This window comes from Serratia sp. BIGb0234 (assembly GCF_024809915.1).
Taxonomy (GTDB): domain Bacteria; phylum Pseudomonadota; class Gammaproteobacteria; order Enterobacterales; family Enterobacteriaceae; genus Serratia; species Serratia liquefaciens.
The window spans coordinates 45632-67151 of sequence record NZ_JANUEI010000003.1; the positions used below are offsets into that span (position 1 = coordinate 45632).

Consider the following 21520-nt stretch of genomic DNA (forward strand, 5'->3'; position numbering starts at 1 on the left):
ATCGGAAGGATTACAGATTGATAGGCACTTCGAAACTGATGCCTGCGCCTACGTCATCGGCGGTGCTGGCGTTGTTATCGGTGTACCACAAGCTGGTATCAAACTTGACCTGAGAGTCGAAGTTGTAACCCCAGCCCAGTTGAATGCCTTTCAGCGTATCGGATTTCGGGAACGCATGGTTTATCGACTGGCTGTTCGGGTTCACTTTGGCGTATACCAAGCGGGTGCTCCAGCGTTGGCCATCGTCCAACACCATCTCTACGCGGCCGGACAGCATTTGCCCGTCGCCACCCATGGCGTGGCCCAGTGGGTAGCCTTGCTGGTAGTAGCCACCTTTATAGGTGTAGTGGGTGTAAACATAGTTTTTACGGCTCATATCGGAGCGGGTATCTGCCCCTTCAATAGACCAGTTGATAGTGGTTGGGCCCCATTCAGGATGGCCTTCCAGCCCCAGCAGGTAGGTATTTTGCGATGGCAGGAAGCCCGCTTCATCTTCACCCACTAACTGACCGTACAGGCTGACAGGCAGACCAATCAACGGCTGCATTTTCAGCTTGAAGTCGAAACCGGCGAGCTGGTTGCCGGGATCGTTGCCCTGTCCTGAGTCATCGTTGTCCTTGCCGGTGAAGGCGTCCCAGAAGGAGCTAAAGGACTGTGGTCGGCCGCTGCCGCCCCACTGCATGATGCGCGAAGCACCCAACTCGAGGAAGTTGGTCGGCATCATGGTCAGACGGCCGCCGATCAACTTGGTATCAGGTACGGAAGAGTATTGCGACAGCTGACCTGCCGTCAGTTGGTACTGCCAACGGCCAATCCAGGACAGCCAAGGGGTTTCAAACGGCGATTGGTCGGCGCGCTGCAGCATAAAGCCGGCAACCGGGCGTGCGGCGTCGGAACGGATCAGGCTGCCGTCGTAACCAGGGCCCCACCACTGGGATACCTCACCGAAGGACAGCCACTGGTTCCAGATTTTCACTGCACCATAGGAGCCGTTGAGGTTGAATTTGGAACCGTCGCTGACGCGTTGATCGCCTTCGACTGAACCCTGGAGACGCACGTCCCAGAATTCGCCGTTGGCACCGGCGCCAACGGTCAGGCTTTGGTCAGCATATTGGCTTTGACCGAATCCCTGAGGAGTACCCGGCTTGTCGGTGGCGGCGTAACCGCTGACGCGGATATTGGCTTTCAGTTCGCCGACGCGGCGTTGAACGCGGTCGATGACATTTTTCTCGGTATTGGTTACCGGTTTGGCCTGAGAAATGACCGAGCTGATCTCTTCCTGGCTCAGTGGCCAGGTGGACAGGCTGACGTTGATGACGCCGCGATCCGACAACCAGGCAAGGTCGTTGCGCAGGTCATTATCAGGGGTTACCAATCCGCTGGCATGGCCGGTTAATGCACAGGTAAACAGGCCTGCGGCGACCAGTCCGTTAAGCTTAGCGCGCATAAATATTCCCTTGTTAATTCGAGTTGTTTGTTTTATGTAAAGATCTATGACCCATCATAGTTGACATTTCAATTTGCTACAAATATATCCACATGAAACATTTTAATATAACTAATTGAATAATATTTATTTTTTCTCTGTTTTGTGCAGATGTTAATTTTTAAGATAATGCCTATGTTAGGATGCGCGGATAATTTCAATAAGTTTTATGGGGAATAACTATGGCAAAAACCTCCCGCTCCGTGATGGTGGCCAAAGGGCTGCAACGGGTGCTGAACGTTGGGCTGTTGCTGTTGGCAGCGATCCTGATCGTTTTTTTGGTGAAAGAAACCATTCATTTGGCGAAAGTTTTATTTGTCAACAACGAGGAATCCACGTCTTATCTCTTGATTGAAGGGATTGTGATTTACTTTCTCTACTTTGAGTTTATCGCGTTGATTGTTAAGTATTTTGAATCTGGCTATCACTTTCCGCTGCGCTACTTTATTTATATCGGCATCACCGCAATTATCCGTTTGATCATTGTGGATCATGAAAACCCAATCGATACGCTAATTTATTCCGCCGCGATATTGTTACTGGTGGTGACGCTCTACCTGGCCAATACCGACCGTTTAAAACGCGAATAGCAGAAATAAAAATGGCGGCCCGATAGGGCCGCCGAAGACACAGGTATCGATCGGAAATAACTGAAGTACATCAAGCGCAGTAGGGCCCCACCCGTGAGTGAAGCCCGAGAAAACCTAACCTTTCACCCCTCCAGCCGTCAGGCCTCCTACCAGCCAGCGCTGCGCCAGCAAGAATACGGCGGTAATCGGGATCGCCGACAGCACAGCCGCAGCGGCAAAGTCGCCCCATAAGTAGTTTTGCGGATTCAGATATTGCTGCATACCCACTGCCAACGTGTAGCTGTTAACGTCACGCAGCAATAGCGAGGCGACCGGCACTTCGGTGATGGCCGCGATAAACGACAGAATAAACACTACCGCCAGGATCGGTACCGACAGCGGTAACAGCACCAGGCGGAACGCCTGCCAAGGGCTGGCACCGTCCAACGCAGCCGCCTCCTCCAGCGAGTTATCGATGGTTTCGAAATAGCCTTTGATCGTCCAGACGTGCAGTGCGATCCCGCCCATGTAAGCGAAGATCACGCCGCCGTGGGTGTTCAGGCCGATAAACGGAATGTATTGGCCCAGACGATCGAACAAGGCGTACAACGCCACCAGCGACAGCACCGCCGGGAACATCTGGAAAATCAGCATGCTTTTCAGCAGCGTGCTCTTGCCGCGAAAACGCATACGGGCAAAGGCGTAGGCGCAGGTGGTGGACAGCGTGACGATGCCGATCGCCGTGATCACCGCGATCTTGATTGAGTTCCACAGCCACAGCAGCACCGGGAACGGCGGCGGGGTAACGCTGCCGTCGGCGTGGGTCACGCTCATGCCGAGCGCCAACCGCCAGTGGTCCCAGGAAATCTGTTCCGGTATCAGGCTGCCGGTGGCGAAGTTGCCGGAACGCAGCGAGATGGTCACCACCATCAGCAGCGGGAACATGATCAGGGCGATAAAGCACAGCATCAGAATATGGGTCATCCACAGGCGCAGGCGCTGGGACTTGGGTTGGACCATGGCCATTATTTTTCTCCCTAGTCGAAGTTCATCTTGCTGGCTTTCAGATTCAGGATCGCCAGAGCGCCTACCAGCAGGAAGATCAGCGTGGCAATGGCGGCTGCCAGTCCGAAGTCCTGCCCGCCGCCGCCCTCGAAGGCGATGCGGTAGGTATAGCTGACCAGCAGGTCGGTATAACCGGCCGGCGTGGTGGTGCCAATCATGTCCGGCCCGCCGTTGGTCAGCAGTTGAATCAGGACAAAGTTATTAAAGTTGAAGGCGAAACTGGCGATCATCAACGGCGTCAGCGGTTTGATCAGCAGCGGCAGCGTGATGCGGAAGAAGTTCTGCATCGGGGTGGCGCCGTCCATTGCCGAGGCCTCGTACAGATCGTCGGGTATTGCCTTCAGCAGCCCCATGCACAGGATCATCATGTAGGGATAACCCAACCAGGTGTTGACGATCAAAATCATGCTTTTGGCGGTGATAGGGTCGCTGAACCAGGCCGGTTTGATGCCAAACAGATGGCTAAGCATCATGTTGATTTCACCGAAGCTTTGGTTGAACAACCCTTTGAAAATCAGTATCGAAATAAACGACGGTACCGCGTAGGGCAGTATCAGCATCACGCGATAAACCGCTTTGCCTTTCAGCGCTTCCCACTGCACCACGCAGGCCAGCACCATACCCACCGCCACGGTGAGGATCACGGTCATGACCGAGAACACGATGGTCCAGATAAAGATCGACACGAACGGCTTCTTGATGCCTTCGTCCTGCAGCACGCGCAGGAAGTTTTTCCATCCGATGGTGACGGTATAGCCTGGGCTCAGGGTCTCTTTGGCCCAGTTGCCCTCGGCATTCACCGCCTGATAGAAGCCAATGTCAGGGTTTGGGCGGTATTGAGTATGGGTCTGTTGGTCGGTCAGCGTATTGCTGTCCTTGTCCAGCGCGTAGAGCGGGGTGGTGCCGGAAAATTGGCGCAGGGAACTCATGCGCAGCTCGCCGCCGTCCGGAAGTAATGCCACCAGTTGGCTCAGCGCCTGACGATTTTGCGTGATCACTCGCAGCGTGGCGCGTTCGCCGGCCGGTTCTGCGCTTTCCTCCGTCAGTTTCAGCGTTTGCGGCGCACTGGCGTCAAAGCTGAACGGTTCGGAAATCAGTTTTTGGTCACTGTCAGGGTGGGTTAACTGCAGGCGCCAACGTTGATTTTCTGCCGGATACAGCCCGAAGGTGAAGGTTTTGCCGGTTTGGAACTGGCGCTGCATCAGCACCGACTGAGCGCGTTCAAAGGTGAGCTGGTTGGTGCTGCTGTAGTTGGTAAAGGCGATGGCAATGGTGCAAATCAGCGGAAACAGGACAAACAGCCCCATGCCGGCGATGCCCGGATAAACGTAGCGCCAGGCGTAAGCCCGGCGATTGGCGAAGACGTAAAGCCCGGCGCTGACCAGTATCAGCGTCAGAATGGCAAACAGGTATTCACCCTGTGCATACATCAACACAATCAGATAGCAGGTAACCAGGCTGAACAGGCCGATGACCAGCCATTTCAGTACGTCACTCTGCCACCACTTCGACTTTTTGCGCGCAGGCGACCCGGCGTGAACTAATTGCATAGGGCGTTCCTTTCTGTGAAGCCACAGCGGGGCGCTTCTCCCCTTCATACTTGAAGCGACACCTTTGTTGGCTGCGTCCGCTCACCCCGGTCACATAGCTGTCTATGCTCCCAGGGATGTGCGTACTTACCGTCGCGGTGTAACTCCAATTATTTTGGGGATGCTAATCCCGCACAACGTTGTGTGTTACTTGGTGATACGGGTCTGTACATCATCCAACGCGGCTTTCACCGTCTGGCGGCCGCTGACGGCGTTGATTACCGCGCTGCGTTCGGCGTACCAGAAGGCGCTCATCTGCGGGATATTAGGCATGATTTCGCCGTTTTGTGAGTTTTCCATGGTGGCGGCGATTTTCGGATCCTTCGCCAGTTGCTCCTGGTAGGACTTCAGGGCCACCGCACCGAGCGGTTTGTCCTTGTTGACGTCGGCCAGGCCTTCGTTGGTCAACAGATAGTTTTCCAGGAATTCTGTAGCCAGCTCTTTGTTCGGGCTGGCGGCGTTGATCCCGGCGGTCAGTACGCCAACGAAAGGTTTGGACGGCTTGCCTTTAAAGGTCGGCAGCAGGGTTACGCCGTAGTTGATTTTGCTTTGCTCGATGTTTGACCAGGCCCATGGACCGTTGATGGTCATGGCGGTTTGGCCCTTATTGAAGGCGGCTTCGGCAATGGAGTAATCGGTATCGGCGTTGATCTGCTTGTTTTTCACCAGATCGACGATGAACTGCAGACCGGCCTGCGAACCGGCGTTGGCGACGCCAACGTCCTTGATGTTGTATTTGCCATTTTCATACTTGAAGGCATAACCGCCATCGGCGGCGATAATCGGCCAGGTGAAGTAGGGTTCTTGCAGGTTCCACATGATGGCGCTTTTGCCTTTGGCGCGCAGTTCTTTGTCCAGCGCCGGGATCTCTTCCCAGGTTTTTGGCGCCTGTTTGATCAGGTCTTTGTTGTAAATCAGCGACAGCGCTTCCACGGCGATCGGGTAGCCGATCAGCTTGCCGTCGTAGCGCACAGCGTCCCAGGTGAACGGGAACAGCTTGTCCTGGAAGGCTTTGGAAGGATGGATTTCCGCCAGCAGGCCGGACTGCGCGTAGCCGCCAAAGCGGTCATGGGCCCAGAAGATGATGTCCGGGCCGTCGCCGGTGGCGGCAACCTGCGGGTACTTCTCTTCCAGCTTGTCCGGGTGTTCGATGGTCACTTTGATGCCGGTGTCTTTCTCAAACTTTTTGCCGACCTCGGCCAGGCCGTTATAGCCTTTATCGCCGTTGATCCAGATAACCAGTTTCCCTTCCTCGATCTTGGCGAAGGCGGAAGAGGAAAGCACCAGGGTGGTCAGAGCCGAAAGCACCAGTGTGCGGGCGGTGGTATAGCTGCGAGTCATAATCCAATCCTTCTTTTTTGTGGGCACGTAAGTCAAGGAGAGAGGTTTCGCGGTAATAGTGGGTCACAAAGCGACACATTCTCATCCTCCCCCCCTCTACGCCCCACGCCTGCGTAGTGTGATCCAGTTAACATTGCTCCCTATTCTGTGGTGTCAGACACAAAATAGGGGGACGATTTTTGCCAGGCAGATCACAGATTTGTCTTAAGCGTGGAACTTCTCGTCCCCGCGGTCGTTCTCTCATCCTCCCATCTCCTCCCCCATGAAAAATCCTGTTACGGATGATTACCCTTTGTGGGGTTTACCGCACTATCGGCCACATTGATTTTATCGCCACGTGCAGCAGGGAACCGGATTTATGTCGCCAATGCCTACCGTCACTCAGCCAACCCTGTACCGGATCCACCCGGTCAGTTTCCGTGATGGAAACGGGGATGGCGTGGGTGATGCTCACGGCATGATTGCGGCGCTGCCCTACCTGAACCAGCTGTCGATAGACGGCCTGGTCCTGCCGCAGCCATTGGCGGAGCAAGAGGGGGCGGCGGTCGCCGCGCAGGGTCTGGCGCTGTGGTATTGCGACGGGCCGCATCACATTCGTCGCGCCGCCGCGTCGCAGCAGTACCTTCGTAGCCCATTGGCGCTGGAGGTCGTGCCCTTCAGCGTAGAGAAACTGATTGAGGTGTTGAATGCTCGCCGCACCACTCTGGCAGACAGCCTGTGGAGCACCGGTGATGCGGATCAGCCGCGAGTCGTTAGCCATTGGGGCCAGGGTAATCTGCGTTCGGCTGATGCCTTTTTGACGCTGCTGGCGATGTTGCCTGCGCCCATCTGCCTGTATCAGGGCGAAGAATTGGGTCTGCCACACGCCGCCGGCCTGCAGGATCCGCTGGGTGCGCAAACGCCGATGCCCTGGCATGAAGCGCCGGAACAGGTGACCAACGGTGAGATCCACTGGTACCAACAGGTGGCCATCGAACATCGCGCGCTGGCCATCAGCCGCCAGCAGCAGGACAACCAATCCACTTTGCGTTACTGCCAATCTCTGTTGGCGCTGCGCCGCTTGCCGGTGATCCAGCAGGGCGAACTGAGCGTGGTCAGCCAGCATAACGGCGTGGTTCGTTTACTTATTACCCATCAGGATCAATGCCTTGAAGCGCTGATTAACCTGCAGCCTTATACTCAGGCGGCCGCGCCGTCTGAGGCGACCTTGCCATTGGCATGGCAGCACGGTGCGCAGCAAGAGGGTCATCAATGGGTTTTGGCGGGTTTTGCGTCCGCCATTTTTACACGAAATGTTAACTGCGAAAGCAGGGGAGTAACGCATGGCTAGCGTCATATTGCGCAGCGTTTATAAGGCCTTCGGCGAAGCTGTGATTTCCAAAGACGTCAATCTGACGATAGATGACGGTGAGTTTGTGGTGTTTGTCGGGCCGTCGGGCTGCGGCAAATCGACACTGCTGCGCATGATTGCCGGGCTGGAGGACATCACCTCTGGCGACCTGATGATCGGCGATAAACGCATGAATGAGGTGCCGCCTTCCGAGCGCGGCATTGGCATGGTGTTTCAGTCCTATGCGCTGTATCCGCACCTGTCGGTGGCCGACAACATGTCGTTCGGCCTGAAGCTGGCCGGTGCCAAGAAAGCGGAAATCAGCCAGCGGGTCAATCAGGTGTCGGAAGTGCTGCAACTGGCTCACCTGCTCGACAGGCGGCCAAAAGCGCTGTCCGGCGGGCAGCGTCAGCGGGTGGCGATCGGCCGTACGCTGGTGGCGGAACCGGACGTGTTCTTGCTCGACGAGCCGTTGTCGAACCTCGACGCCGCGCTGCGGGTGCAGATGCGCATTGAGATTTCGCGTCTGCACAAGCGCCTGCAGCGCACCATGATTTACGTGACGCACGATCAGGTGGAAGCGATGACGCTGGCCGACAAGATCGTGGTGTTGGACGCCGGGCGTGTCGCCCAGGTCGGCAAGCCGCTGGAGCTGTATCACTATCCGGCCAACCGCTTTGTCGCCGGCTTTATCGGCTCGCCGAAAATGAACTTCCTGCCGGTCAAAGTGACCGCCGCAGAGCCGCAACAGGTCCAGGTCGAGCTGCCTAACCGCCAGTTGGTGTGGTTGCCGGTGGAAGGCTCCGACGTTCAGCCCGGTACCAACATGTCTCTGGGCATTCGCCCGGAGCATCTGCTGCCCAGTGATGCCTCTGAAGTACTGCTTACGGGTGACGTACAGGTGGTGGAGCAACTCGGTAACGAGACGCAAATCCACATCCAAATCCCGGCAATTCGTCAAAACCTGGTTTACCGCCAGAACGACGTGGTGCTGGTAGAAGAAGGTGCAACATTCGCCATAGGCTTGCCGCCTCACCGTTGCCATCTGTTCCGTGAGGACGGTACGGCATGTAAACGGCTGCACCAGGAGCCGGGCGTTTAAAGCATCACAGTCTGTATAACAGGAGAATAATGATGACTACTCTGCGCAAACTTCCTCTGGCACTGGCAATCGCCGCTGGTGTGCTTACCACTCAGGCGATGGCCGTTGATTTTAAAGGCTACGCCCGTTCCGGCATCGGCTGGACCGGCAGTGGTGGCGAGCAACAGTGCTTCCAGGCTACCGGTGCCGGCAGCAAGTACCGTCTCGGCAACGAATGCGAGACCTACGCCGAGCTGAAACTGGGACAGGAAGTGTGGAAAGAAGGCGATAAAAGCTTCTACTTCGATACCAACCTGGCTTATTCCGTTTCACAACGTTCCGACTGGGAAGACGTGACGCCAGGCTTCCGTGAAGTGAATGTGCAGGGTAAAAACCTGATTGAATGGTTGCCGGGTGCCAACATGTGGGCCGGTAAGCGTTTCTATCAGCGTCATGATGTTCACATGATTGACTTCTACTACTGGGATATCTCCGGTCCGGGCGCCGGTCTGGAAAATATCGATCTGGGCTTCGGCAAGTTGTCTGCTGCCGTGACCCGCAACTCAGAATCCGGCGGCTCTTACGGTTACCTGGATAACGAGTGGGATCAACGTCCTACCGTCAACGACACCTTCGACGTGCGTTTGGCCGGCCTGGAGCTGAACCCGGGCGGTACCCTGGAGTTGGGTGTGGACTACGGTCGCGCCAATACTCAGGACGGATACCATTTAGCTGACGGCGCCAGCAAAGACGGCTGGATGTTCACCGCGGAACATACCCAGAGCATCCTGACCGGCTACAACAAGTTTGTGGTGCAGTACGCCACCGACTCCATGACTTCGCAGAACAACGGCCGCAACCAGGGCTCAACCATCGACAACAACGGCAAGATGATCCGCGTGCTGGACCATGGTGCCATCGACTTCAACGATCAATGGGCGCTGATGTACGTCGGTATGTTCCAGGATGTCGATCGTGACAACAATAACGGCACCACCTGGTACACCGTGGGCGTGCGTCCAATGTACAAATGGACGCCAATCATGAGCACCCTGCTGGAAGCCGGTTACGACAACGTGAAATCCCAGCGCACTGGCGATCGCAACGGTCAGTACAAAGTGACCCTGGCGCAACAGTGGCAAGCGGGCAACAGCATCTGGTCACGTCCGGCTATCCGCGTATTCGCGACCTACGCCAAGTGGGATGAGAAGTGGGGCTACGCCAATAACGACTCCGGCGCCGGTTACACCTCGGGCACCGCGTACAACGACACCAGCTTACATACCTTCAGCCGCGGCAATGACGACGAAGTCACCTTCGGCGCCCAGATGGAAATCTGGTGGTAATGAGATAACGGGGAGGGCCAGGTGCTCTCCCCAGCCTGTATTCGCCGGCGTCGTCTCTCTTGCCTGAGCCGCGCCGGATATCATGGGGTATAACAATGAAAAAGAATCTGCTGTCACTTTGCCTGTCACTGGCTCTGACCCTTGGCGCCCCGCTGGTGGCCAATGCCGATACGCCGGCCAATGTTTCCATCGCGCCGGCCATTAGCGCCAGCACGCTACAAAGCCTGCCGTGGCAACCGCTGATGCCGCCGGTCAGCCAGGACATCAAACTGGATAATGTCAGCCCGCAAATCAACCAGGGTGACATTCAGGGGGCTATCGCCGCTTATACGCTGCCAGCCGATCGCGGTTCGCTGGAAGTCACGCTGAGCAGCATCAGCAAGAACAACTCACTTTACGCGCCGAGCGTGTTGGTGCTGGATGAGCACCTGCGCCCTGCGGCCTATTACCCGAGCAGCTACTTCCCGTATCAACCACCGGGTGCGATGTCATCCGATCGGCTGGAGGGCACGCTGAAACTGACCCCGGCGCTGGGTCAGAAACAAATTTATCTGCTGGTGTACACCACCCGTCAGGATCTGGCGAAAACCACGCAACTGACCAACCCGGCCAAGGCTTATGCGCAGGGCGTGGGCAACGCGGTGCCGGATATTCCGGATCCGATCGCCCGGCATAGCACCAGCGGCACTATCAAACTGAAGGTCACGGCAGAGCAGGGCAGCGGCAATATCATGATCGGCATGCTGCAGCCGGCACCGGCGGCGACACCAGTGGTGGTGGGATCAACGGCCGCCGTCGCAGCAGCACCGGCTCCGGCGCCGACTCAACCGGCGGAACCCATGTTGAATGACACCGAAGCTTACTTTAACAACGGCATCAAACAGGCGGTGAAGGCGGGCGATATCGATAAAGCGCTGAAACTGATGAATGAGGCTGAAAAACTGGGTTCCACCACAGCACGTGAAACCTTTATTGGTAGCGTGAAAGGCAAGGGGTAGTACCCGACGCTGTCGATGCTGGCTCGATGATTGGTGCGCCCCGGCGCACCTTTTTTCATCCGCGGGCCAGGGTGGTGCCGATCAACGCCAGCAGGCGGGCATTATCCACCTGCTGCATCACCCGCAACGGCTTGCCTTCGGGCTCCGGCATGCCGACCGTCAGACGCAGGCCTCCGGGACGCCAGCGTCGAGAACTGCCGCGCGTCATAGCGCCTTCCAGTGCGACATCCACATAATATTCCTCCGTGGTCACCAACTGTGGCTCAAGCAACCAGGCAATCACCAGCGCATCGTGGATCCAGCAACCCGGCAGATGGCGGGTATGGCGGGAATAGTCGATCCAGGGTTGAGTGGTGGTTCGCAGATAGCGACACAGCGGCGTGTCCGGTTGGGTCATCTGCGCCAGGCTTTCCTGAGTCAACATGGTTTGCGTAGTAACGTCCAGTGGGGCGAGCGTAATATTGGCACCGCTGGTCAGCACCAGCCGTGCGGCTTCCGGATCCAGACCAAAATTGGTGTCCTTGATGTAGCCTTCCAGGTTGAAGACTCCGCCCATGATAACAATTTCCTTCACCGCCTGTGCCATCTGCGGGTACAGCTGCAGAGCATGGGCGACGTTGGTCAGGGGGCCGATTGCCGCCAGGGTGATCTCGCCGGGGTTATTGCAAATCAGCTCGCCGATCGCCACGGCGGCGTTCGGCGTTGGCGTGGTTGCGGCCTGTGGGTAAGGCGTATTGCGCCACAGTGCCGCCAGATCCGGATCGGCAATCGCTCGGTCGAGGTGGGCGCGCCAGGGTTCTGGCGGTTCGCTCAGCGCGCGCGCCGCGCCGACGGCAATCGGCACCTGATAGCCGGTTTGTTGCAGCAAATGTTGTGCCACGGCAAAGCCAACGTCACGTGGCGTATTGCCCGCAACAATGCTGATCAACTCCAGTGAGAGTCGCGGGCGGGCCGCCAGTGCCAATGCCAGCGCCAGCCCGTCATCGACGTTGGCGCCGGGAATGCCGTTGCCGGGATCGCAATCAATAATCAAACGCATAGCGGTTACCTGAATCAATAAACTAACAGCCGCACGATCGGCGGATATGCAGTTGGAAAGCGAATTCGTGCAGCTCTGGCTGTGCAGCACCGGCAGCCAGCATGGCGATGGCTCGCTTGGCCATGGCGTCAATAGGTTGTTCGACCGCACTGAGCGGTGGCACGCTGAACTCGGACTGCTGGGTGCCGTTAAAACAAATGATCGCCAGATCGTCCGGTACGCGAAGCCGGTGTTCTGCCAGTGCCGACAGGCAACCGAGCGCCTGTTGTTCGTTAGAGGTGAATATGGCCCGCGGCCGCGGGGCTTGCAGCATTTTCTGGCTGGCCTGATAGCCCCCCTGACGGGTATAGGGCGCTTCGAATATCCACTCTTCGCGTGGCGCAATGCCCGCTTCCTTCAGTGCATCACGCCAGCCGTTAAGGCGGTCCTGCGCGTTGAGCATGGTCAAGGGGCCCACAAAAATGCCGATGTCCTGATAGCCGTGCTGCAACAGGTGGCGGGTTGCCTGACAGGCTGCATCACGCTCGTCGACGCGAATGGCGCAGACGCCGGCATGGCTGTCTATGGTGTCAATCATTACGCATGGCGTGCCGGATGCGCGGATCAGATCGAACCAGGGATGGCGATCGACGCTGGTGTACAGCAGCCCGTCAACCTGACGGCGCAGCAGATGATTAATCAGGTCGTGCTCGCGCTGGCGGTCGTCACCGGCGTCACCCAACAGCAGTACCCGACCGTGGCTGAAAGCCTCTCGCTGCAACGCCTGGGCCAGGGTGGCAAAAAACGGGTTGGAGATATCGGGTACCACCAACCCGTAGGTCAGGGTGTTGCCTGAGGCCAGTGCCCGAGCGATATCGTTTGGTCGGTAACCGGTTTTTTCAATAGCCTCCAGCACCCGCAGACGGGTGGCTTCCGCCACCGGGCGCGGTCCGTTGTTGATCACGTAGCTGACGACCGCAACCGAGGTGCCCGCTACGCGGGCGACGTCGGCACGGGTGATGCGTCGCGCGGATTGATTATCCAAGTTGGGTTCCTGTGCGCCCTGATTACGCCGCGTCCTGCGGCAGGTTTAGATCGCGGCCGCGTGTTTCCGGTGCAAAGAAGGTGGTGATTAAGCCAATGGCCGCCATTACAACAAAATAGCAGGCGACAGGCCACCAGTGACCGAAGCCGGACAGCAACGCGGTGGCGATCAGCGGAGCGGTACCGCCGGAAAGGATCGACCCCAGCTCCTTGGCGAACGCCATTTTTGAATAGCGATTTTTGACGCCGAACAGTTCCACGCCATAGGCCGCCTGCACCCCAAAAATGCCGAGTGACGCAATGCACATGCCGACCACAATCACTGAAATGACGGTTGCCGGTTCGCGGCTGTCGAGCAGCCAGAACGCCGGGAAGGCATACAACACCAGCAACAGACAGAACCAGCGGTAAGTGATGCGACGGCCGAAGCGATCGGAAAGCCAACCGGCCAGGGGGATCACCAGGAAACCGCACAGTGAGGCGATCATCACCGCCAGCGCGGGCACCGATTTGTCCACCATCAGCACTTTGGCGACGTAACCGACGATAAAGCCCTGGCACAGATAGGAGGGGCCATTCTCGCCAATGCGCAGGCCAAGCATGATCCAAAAAGCTTTGGTGCGCTGCAAGTAACTGCGGTTATCCGGCTCGGTGGGGGTATTTTCCAGCATCCGCTGGTGGTTTTGCTGCAGCTCGCGTTCAAAAACCGGCGTTTCGCGTACGTGGCGGCGCAGGTACAGTGCTCCTGCGGCGATCAGGATGCTGGCAAGGAACGGAATACGCCAGCCCCAGGCGATAAGATCCGCTTTGTCCAACTGCAACACTAACAACCACACCAGCGACGCCAGCAGGGTGCCGCTGTTGGAACCGATGGCGATGATCGACGCGACCAGACCGCGTCGTTTTGCCGGTGCGTATTCTGCCAGCATCACCGCGCCGCCGGAGAGCTCCGCTCCGGCACCGAAGCCTTGCGCAAAACGCAGGATCACCAGGCAGACAGGCGCCCAAACGCCAATTTGTGCGTAGGAGGGGATCAGCCCGATCAGCGTGGTAGAAACGCCCATCAACGCGACCGTGGTGAGCAGTACCACGCGGCGGCCTTTGCGATCGCCAATCCAGCCAAAGACCAACGCACCGATTGGACGGGCGACAAAGCCGACGGAGTAAGTGGCAAAGCTGGCCAACAGCGCCACTATCGGTGTGGCTTCGGGAAAGAACACGTCGCCGAACACCATACCGGCCGCCAGGCCATACAGTGCGAAATCGACATATTCCATCGCGGTGCCGAGCCAGCAGGAAAAAGTGGCACGCCAGAATTGGCCGCGTCCTTCTTTGGTGGCCAGGCGTTCGTCGGCCGCCAGCGTATCGCCGGCGGCCTGTTGGTGTGCAAGCGTTGTTTCGCTCATGGCATTGATATCCTCTTTTCGTCATGCGCCATAAATGGCGCCGTTAAAGATGGTTTCCCTGGTGTCGGCAAGAAGGTTTGCTGACAAAGTGTTGGACTGATGGCGATTCAACGCTGCGGCACAAGAGTATCTACGCGCGTAGATAAAACAATGTGGCAGAGGCGAAAGTTTGCAGGCGATCACAGAATCCCCATCGCTCCGGTGGACGAAGGTAAAGAAAACAGATGGCAGAAAGATGACATTGCGCCGCTTTTTTGGGCGTTATTATGCTGCGCGTCACGCCACGAATCAGCCTGCCGCTTTTGAATTTCTGCGTTACAATGGTCGACTGTTAACAGTTTGTCTGGTCTGGCGCGGCCGCAGGGCGCGGCGTCAGGCATGGAGTAGAGCAATGTCTGGCAATAAGGATTCCATCCTGCCGCCGTTGGAGTGGTTATCCGCACAACAATCTCCGCCACCGGCCGCCGTCAGTGATTGGCTGATGGAGTTAGGATCCATGACCCGCCGCTTTGAACGTCACTGCGGGCGCGTGCACGTTGAGCCGCAGCGCGAGTGTTTTATCACCCGCGATCAACTGGGCGAAGAAGCCGACCATCTTCCTGAGAGCCCACGATACTGGCTGCGTGAAATCGTGCTGTTGGGCGACAACCAGCCCTGGCTGCTGGGGCGTACGGTGATCCCGCAGGAAACTCTGACCGGCCCGGATTTGGCGTTGGTGGATTTGGGCACATTGCCGTTGGGGCGCTATCTTTTTAGCAGCGACGAGTTAACTCGCGATTACATCCATATCGGTCGGCAAGATGCGCTGTGGGCACGCCGTTCCCGCCTGCGGCTGGCGGGTAAACCGCTGTTGCTGACCGAACTGTTTCTACCGGCTTCGCCGCTGTACGCCGCGGGCAGTACTGACCCCGAATGATGAGGAGAGGAAATACCTTGGAGGGAAGCGTGATTCAAAGTAAATGGCAGGCTTATAGCCATCTGATGCGCATCGATAAACCTATTGGCACCTTGCTGTTGCTGTGGCCGACGCTGTGGGCGCTGTGGCTGGCGGGGAAGGGCATGCCGTCGTTGTCTATCCTGCTGGTGTTTGTGGTCGGGGTTTTCCTGATGCGTGCCGCCGGCTGTGTGGTGAATGATTATGCCGATCGCGCCGTCGATGGCCATGTGAAGCGTACCGCCGGACGCCCAATGCCCAGCGGCCGGGTGAGCGAAAAAGAGGCCAAGATCCTGTTTGTGGTGCTGGTGCTGATTTCGTTCGCGCTGGTGCTGACGCTGAATGCGATGACCATCTGGCTGTCTCTGGCGGCGTTGGCGCTGGCATGGGCCTATCCGTTTATGAAGCGGGTCACTCATTTGCCGCAGTTCGTATTGGGCGCCGCGTTTGGTTGGGGCATTCCGATGGCCTACGCCGCCGTCAGCGAATCGCTGCCGCTGAGCTGCTGGCTGCTGCTGCTGGCCAACATCTGCTGGACGGTAGCTTACGATACGCTGTATGCCATGGTCGATCGCGACGATGATCTGAAGATTGGTGTGAAATCCACCGCCATTTTGTTCGGCCGTTACGACAAACTGATCGTCGGCCTGCTGCAGTTCGCCACCTTGCTGCTGATGCTGTGGGTGGGCTATCTGGCGCAGTTGAGCGGCGCGTTTTATTGGTCGCTGTTGCTGGCGGGAGCCCTGTTTATCCATCAGCAAAAACAAATTGCCGGTCGTGAACGGGATGCCTGCTTCAAAGCGTTCCTGGATAACAACTACGTCGGGCTGGTACTGTTTATCGGTATTGCGTTGAGTTACTGGCAAAGTTGACCGCGTTCGGACAGTAAAAAAGGCACCCTAGGGTGCCTTTTTGTTTTTTTTATCAACGTATTACTGGTCTTTCTCTTCCGGTTCAATCGCTTCCGGCAGAGCGTTGGTTTCCGCCGGCATGCTGACGCTTTCAATGGTCAGTTTGATTTCCGGGGTAATCAGGTCGCTCAGCATGTTGTACACCTCTAGGGTGTGCTCACGCACCGCATCGCCAATATCATTGATGTAGCCTTCTTCACGCAACGTAGCCACCAGAGTGGAGAATACCGCCTTGTCGAAGAACTCCGGTGCGTTGATGCCGTGCAGCACGGACAAACGCTGCGCCATGATACGGCTCTCTTTCTCCAGCGCACCGCGGTTAATGCTCGGGTTGGCGCTGAGGATAGACATGGTGATGGCGTAGCGCTGCAAGGTTTCACGGACACCGGCGGCCAGCAGCTGCAGCGGACGGATACGTGCTGGATTCAGTACCAGATCGTCGCCTTTATCGCAGATCAATTGCTGACGGATCATTTCCTCTATCAGCGGTTGCAGCACCTCCGGCAGTTGTTCCTTGTCGTTGTGCAGGAACAGCTCGGCTTTCAGCATCGGGTAAATCAAACCAATCTGGCGCAGCAGTTCAGCGCGAGATACCCGGCGATGGTGCATCACGATGGTGGCAATCAGTGACGGCAGAACCAGCAGGTGATGGATATTGTTGCGGTAATAGGTCATCAGCACCGCCTGCTCGCGCGGCAGGATGATGATATCGCCGATGTTATCCTTCTCCACCTCGAACTTGTTCATGTTCAGCGCGTGATCCAGCAACTCATCCGGAGTTTGAGTCGGCACGGTAACGTCATCGGCATAAGGCACGTTGCGCATCAGTTGCAGATAGCATTCCAACTGTTCAAGCAACTGCTCGCGGGTTAACGAGCGCTGGCGAGAAGCCAGTAACGCCGTGGAACACAGGTTCATGGCGTTGGCCGCTGCGGCATTGTTGATGCGCACCATAATCTTGGCCGCCAGATCGTTGACCGTCGGCGTCAGCCAGCTTGGGCGCTGGGATTCGATCGGGTCAATCGATTCGCGCCACTGCGGCACATTCTGGTTCAGGTAGGTGGTCAACGGCAGGGGATCGCCGAAGTTCACGTAGCCTTGGCCGAGATTACGCAGTTTGCGCAAGCCGCGCAGCATCTGCAGCAGGCTCTCTTTTTCCTTGGTGGCGCCACGCAGCTCTTTGGCGTAGGTACCCACTTCCATCACGTGCTCGTAACCGATGTAGATCGGCACCAGCGTGATAGGGCGGGCCCCGCCGCGCAGCATCGCCTGAATGGTCATCGACAGGGTGCCGGTCTTCGGCTCCAGCAAACGCCCGGTACGGGAACGCCCGCCTTCGACAAAGTACTCGACCGAGTAACCGCGGGTAAACAGCTCGCCGAGGTATTCACGGAACACCGTCGAGTACAGCTTGTTGCCTTTGAAGGTCCGGCGGATAAAGAACGCGCCCAGGCGGCGGAAGATCGGCCCGGCCGGCCAGAAGTTGAGGTTAATACCGGCAGCAATGTGCGGCGGCACCAGGCCCTGGTGGTACAACACATAGGACAACAGCAGATAGTCCATGTGGCTGCGGTGACAGGGCACATACACGATCTCGTGGCCGTCCTGCGCCAGCTGACGCACGCGTTCGGCGTTGGTGACGTTGATGCCCTGATACAAGCGGTTCCAGGTCCAGCTCAGCACACGGTCGGAAAGGCGCACCGTCTCGTAAGAAAAGTCGGCGGCAATCTCTTCCATCAATGCAATGGCATTTTGCTGGGCTTTTTCGTGGGAGATTTTTTTACTGCGCGCTTCGTCTTCGACCGCTTTTTCGATCGCTTTGGACGCCAACAGCTTGTTGAACAGGTCCTGACGGGCCGGCAGGCTTGGGCCTACGGCGGCCAGACGCTGACGTGAGAAGTGCATCCGGGCTACGCGAGCCAGCTTTTGCGCGATGATCTTGTCCGTACCGTGCTCGGTCGCCATGCGGCGCAGCGAAACGGTATTGGAGAAGCGCACAAAGCTATCGCGGCCGAGCCACAGCACGGCGAAGAATTTCTGCACGCCATTTAGCAAGCGCAGATGCGGTGTGCCGTGGCCTTCGCGCCCCGGAGAGCGGCCAAACATCACCGAAACCGGCAGCATCTGAATATCGAGATCCGGGTTACTGCGGTGCAGATCCAGATAGTCGTGGAACAGTTTTACCGACTCTTCTTTCGGCGTGTAGTAGCGGAATACGCGCGGGCCGTCGTGAATAAACACGTGGCTGGGCAGCACGGTGCCGTCTATTTCCAGCGGTTCGAGAGGATCGGGCAAATCCTGCGCCAGGCACTGGGTGCGCAGCGTCAGTAAATCCGCCTTGGAATTATAAGGTAAAACATACAAAATCGGCCGTGAGGGATCCAACCCTAACTCCGTGACCGGATCTGAAGGGATAACCTTACTTCTTACCAACAATTTGAGTGGTAAATTCAATAGTTTATAATAAATTTTACGCCAACCTGACATAACAACGTGAAGCCTCTTGTTAGCAATGCGCCGCAAGCATACCAGAAACCGGGTAGCAGATCTGTGGTGTTGGAAAACCGGGAGCCGTGAGCGCTTCCTGGCCTAAACTGTTTAATTATGACTTACCTCTGCGAAAGGCACTAAAAACATGACGAACCAAGCAACCGGCCTGACCCGTATTATTAAAGCCGCCGGCTACTCTTATAAAGGTTTTTCCGCTGCCTGGCAGCACGAAGCGGCGTTCCGCCAGGAGTTGGTGGTGACCGTCCTGGCTATCATACTGGCGATTTGGCTGGACGTGGGTGCGATAGCGCGCATTTTACTGATTGGGTCGGTGGTGCTGGTGATGATTGTCGAGATGCTCAACAGCGCGATTGAGGCGATTGTTGACCGGGTGGGGACCGAGTATCACGAGCTGTCCGGCCGGGCCAAGGATATGGGGTCGGCGGCAGTTTTGCTGGCGGTTATTTTGGCGCTGTTTGTTTGGGGCGCGGTGCTGTGGCAGCACTTTGTCTGAGCAGAGCAAGCTCGTTGCGATCCGGGTCGCTAATCCCTGATTTTTATTCATTCTTCGGTTCCCAAGCCGCACTTACCTGTATATACTCACAGCAAGACTGTATAAACAAACAGGGGGCGGAATGAAAGCACTAACTACCAGACAGCAAGAGGTCTATGATCTGATTCGCGATCATATTTCGTCCACTGGCATGCCGCCGACGCGTGCCGAGATCGCCATGCGTCTGGGGTTCCGTTCGCCAAATGCCGCAGAAGAACATCTGAAAGCGCTGGCGCGTAAAGGCGTCATCGAAATTGTCTCCGGCGCTTCGCGCGGCATTCGGTTGCTGATGGAAGATGAAGAGGGTTTACCGCTGATTGGCCGTGTGGCTGCCGGTGAGCCGCTGCTGGCACAGCAGCATATCGAAGGTCACTACAAGGTGGATCCTTCCCTGTTCAAACCGAGCGCGGATTTCCTGCTGCGGGTTAACGGTATGTCGATGCGTGATATCGGTATTCTGGACGGTGATCTGCTGGCGGTGCATAAAACTCAGGACGTGCGTAATGGCCAGGTGGTTGTGGCGCGCATCGAAGATGAAGTTACGGTCAAGCGGCTGAAAAAGCACGGTAACGTGGTTGAGCTGCTACCGGAAAACAGTGAGTTCCAGCCGATTGTGGTTGATCTGCGTCAGCAGAACTTCACCATTGAAGGCTTGGCGGTCGGCGTGATCCGCAACGGCGACTGGGTTTAACCCATAAGCCTGCACGCTGCCCTTTGATTTAAATCGCCCCAGCTCTGGGGCGATGTCATTTCTGATCGATTAAAACCGCTTTGCCACGGGAACATTTCACTATGCGCCTGCTCTCCGCCTTCACCAGCGATACCGATAAAGCCTTGTGGCGCCTGGCGCTGCCCATGATCTTCTCCAATATCACCGTGCCGTTGCTTGGGCTGGTGGATACCGCAGTGATCGGTCACCTCGACAGCCCTGTTTATCTGGGCGGTGTGGCGGTGGGAGCGATGGCGACCAGCTTCCTGTTCATGCTGTTGTTGTTCCTGCGTATGAGCACCACCGGTCTGACTGCGCAGGCTCTGGGCGCACAAAACCCACAGGGATTGGCGCGCGCCTTTATGCAACCGCTGCTGCTGGCGGCGTTGGCCGGTGTGGCCATTGTCTTGCTGCGCCATCCGCTGATCGAACTGGCGCTGAAAATCGTCGGTGGCGACGAGGCGGTGCTGGAGCAGGCCCGATTATTCCTCGAGATCCGCTGGCTGAGCGCGCCGGCGGCATTGGCGAACATGGTTATCCTGGGCTGGCTGCTTGGCGTGCAATACGTACGTGCGCCGGTGATCCTGCTGATTGTCGGCAACTTATTGAATATTGTACTGGATATCTGGCTGGTGATGGGGCTGGGCTGGAACGTGCAAGGTGCGGCGACGGCAACCGCTATTTCTGAGTATGCCACGCTGCTGCTGGGCTTATGGCTGTCCTGGCGGGTCATGCGCCTACGTGGCATTTCCATGCCGATGCTGCGCACTGCCTGGCGTGGCAACCTGCGGCGTTTACTGGCGCTGAATCGCGACATTATGCTGCGTTCCCTGCTGCTGCAGCTGTGTTTCGCTTCTTTGACCATCTTCGGTGCCCGGCTTGGCGGCGAAGTGGTGGCGGTGAATGCGGTGCTGATGAACTTACTGACCTTTACCGCCTATGCGCTCGACGGTTTTGCCTACGCGGTTGAAGCGCATTCTGGCCATGCCTATGGCGCGCGTGACGATAGCCAACTGCGCAAGGTGTGGCGTGCGGCTTGCCGACAAGCCTGTCTGGTCGCGTTGGCCTTTGGCCTGGTTTATGCCGTTGCCGGTCAGCATATTATCGCCGCCTTGACCTCGTTACCGGAACTGCGTGCGCTGGCCGGCCACTATCTGCCGTGGCAGGTGGTGCTGCCATTGGTGGGCGTATGGTGCTATTTGCTGGACGGCATGTTTATTGGCGCCACCCGAGGAGCAGAAATGCGCAACAGCATGGCAGTGGCAGCGGCCGGCTATGGTTTGACGCTGCTGACCGTACCCGCCTTGGGCAATCATGGTTTATGGCTGGCGCTGGCGGTCTTTCTTTCTCTGCGCGGCATCGCGCTCGGCTGGATTTGGCACCGCCACAGGCTGCGCGGTACCTGGTTTGCCGCGGATCCAACGGCTCACAATGAGACGTTATCATAAAATTAACTAATGTTTTGTATTCATATTGAGTTACATATTATCGCGTCGATTTAGTCCCGCTTACTGACTGTTATTTCGGGTGTTTTACTGAATTTTGTTGTTTTGTTGAATTTTTATTCTGGTTTTTTGTTATTTATCGATATCTGTTGCTATAGTTAATCATGTGGCTGGCGGAATGAATTGGAATGATATTCCCTTCATT

The 21520-nt window shown here is 57.1% G+C and carries 18 protein-coding genes; 10 read left to right on the forward strand and 8 right to left on the reverse strand.

Annotation, left to right across the window (positions count from 1 at the left end; translation table 11 throughout):
• Positions 1–10 precede the first annotated feature (10 nt).
• Positions 11–1447 (reverse strand): capsule assembly Wzi family protein, encoded by a 1437-nt coding sequence (locus M2407_RS13050; protein ID WP_128864492.1) that lies wholly within the window; start codon positions 1445–1447, stop codon positions 11–13.
• Between the two features lie 221 nt (positions 1448–1668).
• Between M2407_RS13050 and psiE the strand changes: the two genes are divergently transcribed.
• Complete coding sequence (gene psiE, locus M2407_RS13055; protein WP_020837183.1) at positions 1669–2076, forward strand: phosphate-starvation-inducible protein PsiE; 408 nt, start codon at positions 1669–1671, stop codon at positions 2074–2076.
• Between the two features lie 114 nt (positions 2077–2190).
• Here the strand turns inward: psiE and malG are convergent, their stop codons facing one another.
• From malG to malE, 3 genes are all read right to left on the reverse strand, one after another.
• Positions 2191–3081, reverse strand: a complete 891-nt coding sequence (gene malG / locus M2407_RS13060) for a maltose ABC transporter permease MalG (RefSeq protein WP_020837182.1) — start codon at positions 3079–3081, stop codon at positions 2191–2193.
• 11 nt (positions 3082–3092) lie between these two features.
• Complete coding sequence (gene malF, locus M2407_RS13065; RefSeq protein WP_128864493.1) at positions 3093–4670, reverse strand: maltose ABC transporter permease MalF; 1578 nt, start codon at positions 4668–4670, stop codon at positions 3093–3095.
• A gap of 186 nt (positions 4671–4856) precedes the next feature.
• Positions 4857–6050 (reverse strand): maltose/maltodextrin ABC transporter substrate-binding protein MalE, encoded by a 1194-nt coding sequence (gene malE, locus M2407_RS13070; RefSeq protein ID WP_128864494.1) that lies wholly within the window; start codon positions 6048–6050, stop codon positions 4857–4859.
• 358 nt (positions 6051–6408) lie between these two features.
• Here malE and M2407_RS26255 point away from each other — a divergent pair, with 358 nt between their 5' ends.
• From M2407_RS26255 to malM, 4 genes are all read left to right on the forward strand, one after another.
• Positions 6409–7380, forward strand: coding sequence for an alpha-amylase family glycosyl hydrolase (locus M2407_RS26255; protein ID WP_128864495.1), 972 nt, complete (start codon positions 6409–6411; stop codon positions 7378–7380).
• Positions 7373–8482, forward strand: a complete 1110-nt coding sequence (malK, locus tag M2407_RS13085; RefSeq protein WP_128864496.1) for a maltose/maltodextrin ABC transporter ATP-binding protein MalK — start codon at positions 7373–7375, stop codon at positions 8480–8482. The genes M2407_RS26255 and malK overlap by 8 nt, the downstream gene beginning before the upstream one ends.
• Before the next feature lie 32 nt (positions 8483–8514).
• A complete protein-coding gene (locus M2407_RS13090; protein WP_046372520.1) occupies positions 8515–9807 on the forward strand; it encodes a maltoporin in 1293 nt (430 codons plus the stop codon).
• Positions 9808–9902: 95 nt separating this feature from the next.
• Positions 9903–10805 (forward strand): maltose operon protein MalM, encoded by a 903-nt coding sequence (gene malM / locus M2407_RS13095; protein WP_116691095.1) that lies wholly within the window; start codon positions 9903–9905, stop codon positions 10803–10805.
• A gap of 55 nt (positions 10806–10860) precedes the next feature.
• Here malM and M2407_RS13100 read toward each other — a convergent pair whose 3' ends face one another.
• Genes M2407_RS13100 through M2407_RS13110 form a run of 3 tightly spaced genes read right to left on the reverse strand, consistent with a single transcriptional unit; the run spans position 10861 to position 14273 of the window.
• On the reverse strand, positions 10861–11844 hold the full coding sequence (locus tag M2407_RS13100) for a nucleoside hydrolase (protein WP_048759951.1): 984 nt from the start codon (positions 11842–11844) through the stop codon (positions 10861–10863).
• Positions 11845–11866: 22 nt separating this feature from the next.
• Positions 11867–12868: a LacI family DNA-binding transcriptional regulator gene (locus tag M2407_RS13105; RefSeq protein ID WP_122080339.1), complete on the reverse strand. Its 1002-nt coding sequence runs from the start codon at positions 12866–12868 to the stop codon at positions 11867–11869.
• Positions 12869–12890: 22 nt separating this feature from the next.
• Entirely contained in the window at positions 12891–14273 is a 1383-nt protein-coding gene (locus tag M2407_RS13110; protein ID WP_044553806.1) for an MFS transporter, read from the reverse strand.
• Positions 14274–14664: 391 nt separating this feature from the next.
• Between M2407_RS13110 and ubiC the strand changes: the two genes are divergently transcribed.
• Positions 14665–15189 carry a chorismate lyase gene (gene ubiC, locus M2407_RS13115; RefSeq protein WP_122080338.1) on the forward strand — a complete coding sequence of 175 codons (525 nt, stop codon included), beginning with the start codon at positions 14665–14667 and terminating at the stop codon, positions 15187–15189.
• Positions 15186–16079 (forward strand): 4-hydroxybenzoate octaprenyltransferase, encoded by an 894-nt coding sequence (ubiA, locus tag M2407_RS13120; protein ID WP_128864498.1) that lies wholly within the window; start codon positions 15186–15188, stop codon positions 16077–16079. Before ubiC ends, ubiA begins: the two co-directional genes overlap by 4 nt.
• A gap of 60 nt (positions 16080–16139) precedes the next feature.
• Here the strand turns inward: ubiA and plsB are convergent, their stop codons facing one another.
• Positions 16140–18605, reverse strand: a complete 2466-nt coding sequence (gene plsB / locus M2407_RS13125) for a glycerol-3-phosphate 1-O-acyltransferase PlsB (RefSeq protein WP_115060665.1) — start codon at positions 18603–18605, stop codon at positions 16140–16142.
• A gap of 148 nt (positions 18606–18753) precedes the next feature.
• On the opposite strand from plsB, the gene M2407_RS13130 reads away from it, so the two are divergent.
• From M2407_RS13130 to dinF, 3 genes are all read left to right on the forward strand, one after another.
• Entirely contained in the window at positions 18754–19122 is a 369-nt protein-coding gene (locus tag M2407_RS13130) for a diacylglycerol kinase (protein WP_128864499.1), read from the forward strand.
• Between the two features lie 121 nt (positions 19123–19243).
• Positions 19244–19852 (forward strand): transcriptional repressor LexA, encoded by a 609-nt coding sequence (gene lexA / locus M2407_RS13135; RefSeq protein ID WP_037416119.1) that lies wholly within the window; start codon positions 19244–19246, stop codon positions 19850–19852.
• A 101-nt stretch (positions 19853–19953) separates the two neighbouring features.
• Complete coding sequence (gene dinF / locus M2407_RS13140; protein ID WP_128864501.1) at positions 19954–21318, forward strand: MATE family efflux transporter DinF; 1365 nt, start codon at positions 19954–19956, stop codon at positions 21316–21318.
• The last annotated feature ends 202 nt before the right edge of the window (positions 21319–21520 follow it).